This is a genomic window from Planosporangium mesophilum (genome assembly GCF_016863255.1).
GTDB classification, from domain to species: domain Bacteria; phylum Actinomycetota; class Actinomycetes; order Mycobacteriales; family Micromonosporaceae; genus Planosporangium; species Planosporangium mesophilum.
In genome coordinates, this window is record NZ_BOON01000048.1 from 1 (window position 1) to 10,827 (window position 10,827).

At 70.0% G+C, this 10,827-nt stretch carries 11 protein-coding genes and 2 pseudogenes; 5 read left to right on the forward strand and 8 right to left on the reverse strand.

The window, feature by feature from the left end; translation table 11 throughout:
* Window positions 1-386 precede the first annotated feature (386 nt).
* Both Pme01_RS23975 and Pme01_RS23980 read left to right on the forward strand, forming a co-directional pair.
* Window positions 387-1,094, forward strand: a complete 708-nt coding sequence (locus Pme01_RS23975; RefSeq protein ID WP_168113342.1) for a DUF4190 domain-containing protein — start codon at window positions 387-389, stop codon at window positions 1,092-1,094.
* A gap of 242 nt (window positions 1,095-1,336) precedes the next feature.
* Window positions 1,337-1,639, forward strand: coding sequence for a DUF4193 domain-containing protein (locus tag Pme01_RS23980; RefSeq protein WP_275408565.1), 303 nt, complete (start codon window positions 1,337-1,339; stop codon window positions 1,637-1,639).
* A gap of 9 nt (window positions 1,640-1,648) precedes the next feature.
* Here Pme01_RS23980 and Pme01_RS23985 read toward each other — a convergent pair whose 3' ends face one another.
* From Pme01_RS23985 to Pme01_RS23995, 3 genes are read right to left on the reverse strand one after another with little or no spacing between them, the layout of a single operon-like run.
* Window positions 1,649-2,617, reverse strand: coding sequence for an NAD(P)-dependent alcohol dehydrogenase (locus Pme01_RS23985; RefSeq protein WP_168113341.1), 969 nt, complete (start codon window positions 2,615-2,617; stop codon window positions 1,649-1,651).
* Window positions 2,614-2,847: a helix-turn-helix transcriptional regulator gene (locus Pme01_RS23990; protein ID WP_168113340.1), complete on the reverse strand. Its 234-nt coding sequence runs from the start codon at window positions 2,845-2,847 to the stop codon at window positions 2,614-2,616. The genes Pme01_RS23985 and Pme01_RS23990 overlap by 4 nt, the downstream gene beginning before the upstream one ends.
* Window positions 2,847-3,266 (reverse strand): hypothetical protein, encoded by a 420-nt coding sequence (locus tag Pme01_RS23995; RefSeq protein WP_168113339.1) that lies wholly within the window; start codon window positions 3,264-3,266, stop codon window positions 2,847-2,849. Before Pme01_RS23995 ends, Pme01_RS23990 begins: the two co-directional genes overlap by 1 nt.
* Before the next feature lie 472 nt (window positions 3,267-3,738).
* On the opposite strand from Pme01_RS23995, the gene Pme01_RS24000 reads away from it, so the two are divergent.
* Complete coding sequence (locus tag Pme01_RS24000) at window positions 3,739-4,077, forward strand: PadR family transcriptional regulator (protein ID WP_203935831.1); 339 nt, start codon at window positions 3,739-3,741, stop codon at window positions 4,075-4,077.
* Window positions 4,077-5,231 (forward strand): hypothetical protein, encoded by a 1,155-nt coding sequence (locus tag Pme01_RS24005; RefSeq protein ID WP_168113338.1) that lies wholly within the window; start codon window positions 4,077-4,079, stop codon window positions 5,229-5,231. Before Pme01_RS24000 ends, Pme01_RS24005 begins: the two co-directional genes overlap by 1 nt.
* A gap of 192 nt (window positions 5,232-5,423) precedes the next feature.
* Here Pme01_RS24005 and Pme01_RS31840 read toward each other — a convergent pair whose 3' ends face one another.
* Window positions 5,424-5,885 carry a transposase gene (locus Pme01_RS31840; RefSeq protein ID WP_373315524.1) on the reverse strand — a complete coding sequence of 154 codons (462 nt, stop codon included), beginning with the start codon at window positions 5,883-5,885 and terminating at the stop codon, window positions 5,424-5,426.
* Window positions 5,813-6,208 (reverse strand): annotated as a pseudogene (locus Pme01_RS31845) (helix-turn-helix domain-containing protein); the annotation flags it as partial. The gene Pme01_RS31840 and the pseudogene Pme01_RS31845, both read right to left, overlap by 73 nt.
* Window positions 6,209-6,420: 212 nt before the next feature.
* Between Pme01_RS31845 and Pme01_RS24015 the strand changes: the two are divergent.
* On the forward strand, window positions 6,421-7,671 hold the full coding sequence (locus Pme01_RS24015; RefSeq protein ID WP_203935833.1) for an HNH endonuclease signature motif containing protein: 1,251 nt from the start codon (window positions 6,421-6,423) through the stop codon (window positions 7,669-7,671).
* A gap of 69 nt (window positions 7,672-7,740) precedes the next feature.
* On the opposite strand, the gene Pme01_RS24020 is transcribed toward Pme01_RS24015, so the two are convergent.
* The 3 genes and pseudogenes from Pme01_RS24020 to Pme01_RS24030 all read right to left on the reverse strand — a co-directional run.
* Window positions 7,741-9,810 carry a hypothetical protein gene (locus tag Pme01_RS24020; RefSeq protein WP_168113336.1) on the reverse strand — a complete coding sequence of 690 codons (2,070 nt, stop codon included), beginning with the start codon at window positions 9,808-9,810 and terminating at the stop codon, window positions 7,741-7,743.
* Window positions 9,811-9,981: 171 nt separating this feature from the next.
* Complete coding sequence (locus Pme01_RS24025) at window positions 9,982-10,629, reverse strand: sensor histidine kinase (RefSeq protein ID WP_168113335.1); 648 nt, start codon at window positions 10,627-10,629, stop codon at window positions 9,982-9,984.
* Between the two features lie 4 nt (window positions 10,630-10,633).
* Window positions 10,634-10,827: pseudogene (locus tag Pme01_RS24030) on the reverse strand (hypothetical protein); the annotation flags it as partial.

The following is a 10,827-nucleotide window of genomic DNA, read 5'->3' on the forward strand; positions in this document are numbered from 1 at the left end:
TTGGTATCGCCAGGAACCCTGGGTCTGCATCTCACGCCTTCAGCTGGACGGAAGCGGCACGGTCGACAGACGCGACGGCGGATCGCGTCTGCGGTGATCGCTGGGGTGGCGTGACGCCGATGTTCGCGCGCGGCGGTGGCCGACGCGGCGGGATCGTTGCCGACGGCCCGCCCGCCCTCAAATTACCGGCGGTCCGACCACCGTGCACGCCGTGAAGGTGACGATTTGATGGGGTCGAATGGGGTATGCCCGATGGAGCGGACCGGTCGATAGGCCAATGCGCCAGGCAGGCGTGTTCATCACGATCTGGGCACTGGGACACCGTGACGCAAGATCGACCAGTAACGTGCTCGTTCGCTGATCATCAAATCCCGGATGGAACGAGCATGTCTACTTCGCCCGAAACCCCCCAGCCGAACCCCTCTGACCAGGCTGCCGCGCCGGCTCCCGACGCTCCTCAGCACGGTGCTCCTCAGCACGGTGCTCCTCAGCACGGTGCTCCTCAGTACGGCGCTCCTCAGTACGGTGCTCCCGGCGCCGCCCCGTACGCCGCGCCGGCGCCCGAGCAGGGCACCAACGGCCTTGCCATCGCCGGTCTGATTCTCGCCTTCCTGATCGCGCCGGTCGGCTTCGTCCTCAGCATCATCGCTCTGATCCAGACCCGTAAGCGCCAGCAGAAGGGGCGGGGCCTGGCGATCGCCGGTGTCATCGTCTCGGTCCTCTCGATGCTCGCGTCGATCGCGATCGTCGTCGCCATCTTCGCCACGGTGGGTAAGAACGTCGCGACCGTGACCGACCCGGGATGCGTGTCCGGTAAGGAAGCGATCACGAAGGCGGCGAGCGCGCCGACGTCGACCGACCCGGATACCACGAAGGCGCAGCTGCAGGCGGCCGTCGACGAGCTCAACGCCGCCGCGGCCAAGGCCGAGCACGACAACGTCCGCCAGGCGATGAAGGCGCTCGCGGACGACTACAGCGCGATCGTTACGGCGATCAACACCGGTACCACGCCCGCGTCGGACCTGATGGACAAGGTCGAGACGGACGCGAACAAGATCGACGAGCTGTGCACCATCGGCGGTGCCGGCAAGTAGGACCGCACCACCCAGGACACCCGGGCTCGATCGCTGGTCGGCCCGGGTGTCCTGCGTTTCGGGACCATCCCCTGGATTGGGGCTGTCCCCCGGCTGTCCCCGGCTGCCGTCCGGTTCGTTCGAACTGTCCCCGTCAACGCGATCACTGCCACTGTCGAAACTCGTTGTCCGATCGGGTCCCAAAAACGTTCGCCGTGGTCTATGGTCGTAACCCATGCACCGTGGGTGGGGAGGCAATCACCGTGAGTAGAACCATTGACTATGACGCGCCGCGCGGCCCGATCGCGGACCTCGACGAGAGCGACCTGGGCACCCTCAAGGTCGGCAAGGACCTGGCGCAGTCACCCGGAGTCGACGTCGACGAGGTCGAAGTCGCCGACAACTTCCAGTTGCCCGGTGCGGATCTGTTCGACGAAGAGTTGAGCGTCCCCGTCGTACCGATGATGTCCGACGAGTTCCGGTGCTCCCGCTGCTTCCTGGTGCATCACCGCAGTCAGCTCGCGAGGCGGCGCGACGGCCAGGACATCTGCTCGGAATGCTCGTAGGGGCGCCAGTCACACGGTGATGACCACCTTGCCGCGGACGTGGCCGCTGCGCAGGTACCGGATCGCCTCAGGCGCCTCGCTCAGCGCGTAGGTCCTGTCGATGACCGGCGCGACGGCGCCGGACTCCAGCAGGTCCCGAACCAGCAGTAGGTCGTCCAGGCGCTGGAGGGACATCAGCGCACGCAGGCGCTGGCGGGTGAACGGGGAGAGCAGGTGGGCGCGCAACTGCCGGTCCACACCGCCGAGCCACCGTCCACCGCCCTCACCGCCGGCGATGACGAGGGTGCCGCGCGGCGCGAGGGCGCGGCGTAGCTGCCGCAGCGGGCGGTTGCCGGCGAGGTCCAGGATGACGTCGTAACGTGGGTTACCGTCGGTGATGTCCTCGCGGGCGTAGTCGACGACGGCGTCCGCGCCGATCGAGCGCACCAGTTCCGCCTTCCCGCCACTGCACACCCCGGTGACGTGTGCGCCGAGGACCTTGGCGAGCTGTACGGCGAACGAGCCCACACCCCCGGCTGCGCCGATCACCAGGACGGCCTGCCCCGGCCGCACCCGGCCGGCGTCACGTAGCCCCTGCAGGGCCGTGACCGCCGAGATCGGCACGGCCGCCGCCTGCTCGAACGTCAGGCGGGCGGGCTTGGGCGCGAACCGGCCCTGCGGGCCGCACGCGTACTCGGCGTAAGCGCCGGCATAGCTTCCGAACACCTCGTCACCGGGCCGGAAACGGGTCACTCCAGGACCCACCGCCTCGACCCGCCCGGCGAGGTCCATGCCGAGAACACGCCTCCTCGGCCGCCGCAGCCCGAAGGCGGCGCGACCCAGGTACGGCAGCCCGGTCATGACATGCCAGACACCCTGGTCGACGCCTGCCGCGTGCACCCGTACCAGCACCTCCCCATCGCCGGGGCTGGGCGCCGGAACGTCCTCGAAACGCACGACGTCCGCCGATCCGTACCGGTCCTGGACGATCGCCTTCATTGCGCCTCTCCTTCGTCGTCCGTGTACTGGAACACGTCCTCGAGTCCGACACCGAGGACCCGGGCAATGCGGAACGCCGTCTCCAGGGAGGGCGAGTACCGGCCCTGCTCGATGGCGATGACGGTCTGCCTGGTCACACCGATGCGGTCGGCCAGTTCGGCCTGGGTCATTTCGCCGCGGGCAAAGCGCAGCGCCCGGATCTCGTTGGTGACCCGGGTCGCCTTCGCCATCACTGGAAGCCCCGGCGGTACGCGGCGATCTTCGCCACGGATCCGAGGACGGCGGACAGGACGAACGCGAGGTAGATCGCGTTCGCGATCCAGAAGTACCGCACCTCGACCATCGCCATCAGCAACGCGGCGACCGCACCGACGACGACGAAGGACTGCCCGACGTGCTCGCCGAACCGGTTGATCTCCCGGTCACGCTGGTCCGTACGGGTGCCGTTCGGCGTCACCATACCGGCGATCATGTGGAGCAGGATCCCCGCCACGATCGCCGCACCGACCGTCCACAGCAGAGCGCCGGCATAGGGGACCTCCGCCAATGGCGTGTCCCCGGTCCGCCCCAGGATGATCGCCACATAGGTGCCGTACCCGCAGACGGCGACGACCGCCTGGATCCACGCACGCTTCTCGTCGAACGACATTCCCGCTCCCATGTAAAACAAACTTGACATCTCAAAGGTAAAGCAGACCCGACATGGTGTCAATGATTCTTTACATGGCGGTCGCAACATGGCGGTCGCAACATGGCGGTCGCAACATGGCGGTCACACAACATGGCGGTCACAACATGCCGGTCGGCAACATGCCGGGAAGCGCACCTCAGCACCCGGGCTGGGTGCGGTCGACCGAAGCCGCACCGACCGGAACGACGCGAATCGCCCGCCGCCGCACCGGTACAGCAGTGCCTCCGACACGACAATCCGCGATCGAACTGGTGTGCTACTCCTCGGCTTCGTGTGGATCTATCTGCTGAGTGCGGAGTGTTTCTTTGGCTGCCGGTGGGCCAGGACGTCAATGTCACGGCGGGGTGCGGGCGACCGTTGCGGCGGCTGAGCCTTCGGGGCAGCGGATGGGCGATGGACACGCCGACTCTACCTAGGTAGAGTCGGCGTCGTGGCTGATCGTCCGAGGTTCTCCGCCCAGACGTTGTCCGTGCTGGCCGCGCTGGCGGCGGACCCTACCGCGTGGCTGCACGGGTACCTGATCGCCAAACAGACCGGGCTGGCGTCGGGCACGTTGTACCCGATCCTGATCCGGCTTGCCGATCGGCGGTTGATCGAGGCGTGCTGGGAGGACGAGCAGCCGGCCGGGCGGCCGCGCCGGCACTTGTACCGGCTGACCTCCGACGGCGTGGTGGCCGCCCGGGCGGCGCTGGCCGAGGCCCCAGCCAAACCACGACCCGCCCACGGCCGGCCGGCGCGGCGGCGGCTGGCGACGGAGGGCGGCGCGTGATGGACGCAGTGATTCGGATGCTGGCCGGCCTGGTACGGGGCCTGGCCGGGCTGCTGGGCGAGCACCGCCGCGACTGGGTGCACGCCCTGCTGGCAGAGACCGACGACCTGCCCGCACGTTCAGCCAGGCTGGCCTGGCTCGGCGGCGGGCTGCTGCTGGTGACGCGGGAGGTACTGATGAGCCGGATCATCCAGGCGCTGGCCTTCGTCGCCGGCGCCGTCGGGCTGGTGTGGATCGCGTGGCCGGGGGCGTCGACGAACTCCGCCACCCCGGTCAACCGGATGTATGTGGTGGGCATCCTGGTCCTGCTCGCCGGGCTGCCGCTGCTGGTGCGCCGCTACGTCGGGCCGGTGCGTGTGGGCTGGGCGCCGCTGTCGGCCCGGTTGGGCGGGTACGCGGTGGTGCTCGCGCTGGTCGCCGCCACCGCTGTCCAGCAGCGCATCGGCAACCAGCTCGGCGCGTACTTCCCGGTCATCGCGCCGGTGTGGGCGATGGACGTCGGGTTCCTGCTGATCCTCGCCGGCTATGTGGCCGGGCTGCTCGTCCTGACCTCCCGACGAGTCCAGTTCACCCGCCGGATCCTGCCGGCCGCGCTGGGCATCGGCGCACTGACCGCCGGCGTGCTCTTCGCGTTGGCGCCCTTCGGCATCGGCGGCGCAATAGAAGCAGCCTCTCATTCCCTGCACGGCGGCCCCGCCGTCCCCGCGGACTACCTGCTGCTGGCCTGCTTCGCGCTGGCCGCGCTGGCCATACCCGTGACCGTGCATGCCATGGCTACCCGGCTGGCCGACCGCGACAACCGGCCCGGCCTGCTCACCCCGGCCTGGCAGGCCCTGCTGGCCACCGGCGCCGCCATGGCCACCGCGGCCATCCTGGTCGCCCTGTTCACCACGGCCACGGCCGCGTTGCTGCCCCACCAGGTACCGCTCCAGCCCGCCGCCGTCTGTCCCGCCTGCGATCCGCGCGCCCCCGTGGTCCCGACCAACCTGCGCCACGAGTACCAGTTCGAGGAAAGCGTCGGCAGCTCCGGCGACGGCGGAATGCCGCTGTGGTTCGTGCCGCTCATCGGCATCCTCCTGGGCGCCCTGCGCGGCCACCTCCGCTACTACACACCACCCGCCCCCCAACCCAAGGGACTGCCCGAGAGAGCGTGATCGACCCGCCGGGCGGGCGGGTCGCGGTCGGTCGGCTGATACTCGCGCAGACCTGGAGACTGGCCACATCGGACGTGTCCCGGTCCGGCACAACTGCCGCTATCCCGGAACCGGGCAGCCCGTAGCGCGGGCAACGCGGCAAGCCTCGGACGGCGTGCCGACAGTGAACGCCTCGAACTAAGCCATGCGCGGTCACCCGTCCCGGCGCGCGGTGGGCAGGGTGATGGTGATGCCGCCAAGGCAGAGGTAGATCATGGCGGTGAGGTTGTCGAGGTTGGCGTGGCCGAAGCTGCGGCGTTGGATTAGCCGGATCTTGGCGTTGATGCCTTCCAGCCGGGAGTTGGACAGGCCGAGCTGGACGGCGGCGACGATGGCGTCGAAGTGTTTGCGGATGCGCCGGACCAGGGTTTCGTAGGCGGGGATGCGGCTGCGTAGCGCGGTGGCGCACCACGCTCGGAGGTAGTCGGCGGCGTCGGCCGGGTCGACGATCCGGTACAGGTCACGCAGCTGCTCTTTGAGTTCCCAGATGCGCCACAGCCGGGACTGTCGTCGATGTGCTCGGCGACCCCCCGGGAAACGATGTGGTCGACGGCCTCCCAGGTACAGCGCAGCAGCTTCGCCACGCTGGTCTTGCCCATCCGCTGGGCCAGCCAGCCGGCCACGTCCTCGAAGTCACGGGTGTGCCGGGCACCCGGCCGCGCCCACGGGACCTGCTCGGTACGCACCCGCAGGCAGGACTGGCAGTCGACGCGGTGCAGGTCGGCTTCCAGGAACACCTTGCAAGCCCCGAAGTCCAGATGCCGCCAGCGGCGGCGGGAGCTGTCGTACCGGAAGCGGGTACGCCAGCCACACGGGCAGGTCAGCCAGATGCCGCGGCGACGTAGCCCGACCACGATCCCGACGTCGGTGAACGCCACCGACGCCACCCAGGCGCCGGGCAGGGCCAGCACACGGTTGAATGCGGTTGTGACGCGCACGTGCGTCGCCCTTTCGAACGGTCAAGGTCGGTGTCAGTAGCCCCTGAACCTAGACGGCGATCACGTGCGCGTCCCCATGTCCCGATCAACCGCAGCTGCCGCACAACCTGACCAGCCATTCCATCGCCGCGGCCGAACGAATAGATCCACACAAAGGCGAGGAGTAGCACTGGTGTTCTAAAATTGTCGTACATTACCTCTACTTTGGACGCGTGGACGAACGGTTGACCGGGTTGAGCCGGGTGCTTGGGGAGCACCTGGAGTCGGTGCCGTTTGTCTGTTCGCCGCCGGCGGTGGTCGAGCAGTTGGATCAGGTACACGTCATCGTGCAGCAGGTGGCGGCGTTGCAGTTGGCGTTGGTCCGGCAGGCCGACGCGCTCGGGATCCCGGCCGCGCAGGGCGCGACGAGTACGGCGGCGTGGCTGCGTGGGCGCTATCGGATCTCGCCTGGCGCCGCGACCAAGCAGGTCAAGCTGGCCAAGATGCTCGATGCGGACTGCCCGGCAACTGCCGAGACCCTGGCCGCCGGCGCGGTGAATGTGGACCAGGCGTGGTCGATTGCCAAGGCGGTTGCCGGGTTGCCGTCCGAGCACCGGATCCAGGCCGACAAGCATCTCGTCGAGCAGGCGGCCGAGTTCGGCGCCGTGGAGTTGACGAGCCTGGGCGAGCGGATCCTCGAAGTGGTCGCCCCCGCGGAGACCGAGGCTAAGGCGCTGGCGGCGCTGGAGCGGGCCGAGGAGCGCGCGTACGTCGGGCGGGAGCTGCGGCTGTCGGAGATACCCGGTGAGGGCCGGGTGCGGGTGACCGGCTGGCTCGACCGGGAGGCCGCCGCGATCGTGACCGCCGCGCTGGATCCGCTGTGCGCGCCGCGTGGTGGCGGGGCCGATGATGTGCGGACGCCGGGGCAGCGGCGCGCCGACGCGCTGGTCGAGGTGTGCCGGCTCGCCCAGGCCTGCACGAAGCTGCCGGACAACGGCGGTGACCGGCCGCAGGTGGTGGTCACCGTCAGCTACGACACGCTGCGCGACCGGGTCGGCGCGGCGACTCTGGACGACGGCCAGCTCCTGTCGGCGGCCGCGGCCCGGCGGCTGGCCTGCGACGCGGCGATCCTGCCGGCCGTGCTCGACGGCGCCGGGCAGGTCCTCGACGTCGGACGCCAACAGCGGCTGTTTCCCGCTGCCATCCGCCGCGCCCTCGTCCTACGCGACAACGGCTGCGCCTTCCCCGACTGTGATCGTCCGGCCCGCTGGTGCGAGGGCCACCACGTGATCCACTGGGCCGACGGCGGACCCACGAACCGCGACAACGCCGTCCTGCTCTGCGGCCACCACCACCGCCTGATCCACCACAGCGACTGGCGGGTGTCGATCAACCCCACCGACGGACACCCCGACTTCACCCCACCGGCCCACATCGACCCGCAGCAACAACCCCGACGCAACCGTTACCACCGACGCGAGTAGGACTCGACGAGCCGTCAATAGCGCACGGACCCCAGCAGGCACCCGGCGATGCCGCGTGGCCGGGCACAATTACGGCACGCTGGTCAGTCCGGGCTCGCGTACCGGTAGCACCAGGCGGGTGGACGACAGCCGCAGCGGGCTGGTGACCGCCGCGTTCGGCGGCCGGAAGGTCGGCTGATCGACCTGTACCAGGTCCAACCGGATGCGGTCTCCCTGGGGGAAGGCCCAGTGGTTGCCGTACAGCGGTACCCGCACCGTGCCCCTGTTCGCGTCGTAGCCGTTGAAGTCCAACCGGTACACCCCGCGGCTGACCAGTACGGCGGTGCCGTCGGGTTTCACGTCCCACACGCGCGCGGCGAGCACCGCCGTGGGCAGCGGAAGCAGCGCCGCGTAGTCGACCTGGGCGTACCCGATACCGACGAACGTCTGCTGGCTCGGCAACGGCTCCGACACGTCGGTGTACCCGCCGCCAACGGTGGCCGGCGCGACGGTGGCCGGCCCGACGGTGGCCGGCCCGACGGAGGTACGGCAGTTGGGGCCGCTGCCCGAGAGGTTGCCGCCGAGTACGGCGTCCGTGGCAGGGCCGTCCGGGTCGGTCAGGCCCGCCGTCGGCGCCAGTACGGCCGAGCCGTTGTAGTCGACGGTCAGCTGTCCCCCGGCGAGGCCGGCGGGTGTCGGCGCGACGACCTGGCCAACTGCCGAAGCGCTGCCCGAGCATACGGTCGGGAAGCTTGACACGAAGCCCCGCTGTGGGCGGCTACCGCCGATGTTGGCCTGGAGGAACGCCCAGGCCTGCGCGTTGACGGCCTGCCAGACGGCAGGCGGGTTCTGCGCCCGGGCATGCCCGAGATCACCGACCGCGACCGCGACCGGCCACTGCGGGTCGAGCGACGTGAGGTAGTTGAACATGCGGAACGACTCGACCGCTGGGAACAGGTCGTCGGTCCAGCCGGAGATGGAGAACACGGCCGGCTCCCGGCCGGCGGCTCGGCCGATCCGCCAGCCGGGCTGGTAGTAGGCGGAGTGCCAGCCGCTGAAGCTGGTACGGATCTGAGCGCCCACCGGGTCGTCGACCCGGCCGGCAGCGTCGTACGGTTCGCCGGCGCTCACCCGGTTCAGCCAGACCGTGAACGGCTCCGGGCCGTTGCTCTGCGGCCCCGGGCTTCCCTCGTCGAAGAGGCCGTTGGTGGTGCCGAGGGCGTACAGGCCGTTGATATAGCTGAGCTTGCTCACGCCGAAGGGGTTGCCCACGCCGAGGGTGTCGGGCGCGCCCTGCGACGACGAGTAGAGGTCGGCGCCGTGCCCATTCGGGGCGAGCGAGTAGGCCAGGTCGGTCCACGGGTACTTCGGCACCGCCACCTGCAACCGCAGCTTGGGCAGCCCCGGGAAGTCGACCCAGTACGGTCGACCGGCCTGCTCCGCCGCCTGCAGCCAGCTCTCCCCGCCGCCGTACGAGCCGCCGCTCACCGCGACCCGGTCGCGATCGAGGTCCGCGAACGCCGTGGCGGCCAGCCCGGCGAGCCACTGGGTGTCGCGGATCTCCACGTCCTTGTTCTTGACCCGGATGGTCCCGGTCGGCAGGCAGGCGGAGCCGCCGGGAGGCAGGCAGGTCGGCGCCGTGCCGGCCGGCGTGGCCGGCTGGTGGCTCGCGGTGGTGCCGTTGTCTATGAAGCCGTTGTCCTTGAAGCCGTTGTCCTTGAAGCCGCGCGCGGTGTACGTGAGCACGTAGTACCCGTGTGCGGCGAACCAGTGGCTGTTCCAGTGGTACTTGTCCGCCCCGTCCGCGGCGTCGGAGGTCGACTCCCACTCGTGCTTGTTGTTGCCGAACCCGTGCAGCAGCACCATCAGCGGGTGCCGGGTACCGGTACCGGGCATCGGCAGGGTGACGTCGACGTCGAGCGGCGAACCGTCGAAGCTCGCCACCTGGGCCGAGCAGATGGTCGTACCGCCCGGATAGGGCGCGCAGTTCGCGGAGAGAGCCCCAGCATCGGGGGCTCCAGCCGCGGAAGCGGGTTGCGCGGCACCCGCCAGGACCAGGCCGGCGACGATGACCAGGGCGACCGTGAACGGGGCGACCATGACCGGGGCGACCGTGACCGGGGCGACCGTGACCGGAGAAACGAAGGTACGACGACGCATGTTTCCACCCTTCTGGGCGCGGCACGCATCGGCCGGGGTCAACACGTACGCCCAACCTAAACGCAGGCTGGCACCGCAATCAACGACGTCCCCCGTCCGAGGAGGACGGTGGGCGACGAGGACCGTGGGCGACGAGGACGGTGGGCGACGAGGACCGTGGGCGACGAGGCCTCAGCGATCCGTACGGCGTCGTGCCCGCGCCAGCCGGAGGGTGAAGACGCTCCCACGGGGCTGCCGCGGCTCGTACCAGACACGGCCGGAGTTGGCCTCGGCGAGCCCGCGCACGATGTACAGCCCGAGCCCGCTGCCCTGGGTCCGCGCGGTGTTGTCGCTCCCCCGGGTGAAGCGCTCGAAGAGGTGGTCGCGAAGTTCCTCGGGTACACCGAGGCCGTTGTCGCGTACCCGGATCTCGATGTCCGCGTCGTCGCCGCTGACGTGGATGTCGACGGCGCCGCCGGCGTACTTGGCGGCGTTGGTCAGGAAATTGATCAGTACGTGCTGCAGATGGCTGGGACTGACCAGGGCGGTGACGCCGTCGGCGCCGACGACGGGGATCTCGGTCTCGACGGCGGCGAGGGCCTGGGCGATCGCGTCGGCCAGCGCGACCGGCTCCCGCTCGGCGGTCAACTCCGCGGTGTCGAGGGCGCACATGATGAGGATCTCGTTGCGCATCGCGGCCAGCCGCTCGGCGTTGCGGCGGATCGCCCCGATGCTGCGGTGCCCGGGGTGCCCGGGGTGCCCGGAGTCGACGGTCTCCTCGGCGAGTTCGGCGTGGCCGAGGATCGCCGTCAGCGGCGTGCCGATCTCGTGACTGAGCATGCCATCAGGTCGAGCTTGAGCTGGTTGGCCGCCTGGAGGTCGAGGTGGGAGCGTCGGCGGTATCGAGGACGAAGCTGCCGAACCCTCCGATCCACTCGACCTGTGCCAGGTCGTAGACCGGGGAGGCCGGGTCGTAGACCGGGGAGGCCGGGTCGTAGACCGGGGAGGCCGGGTCGTAGACCGGGGAGGCCGGGTCGT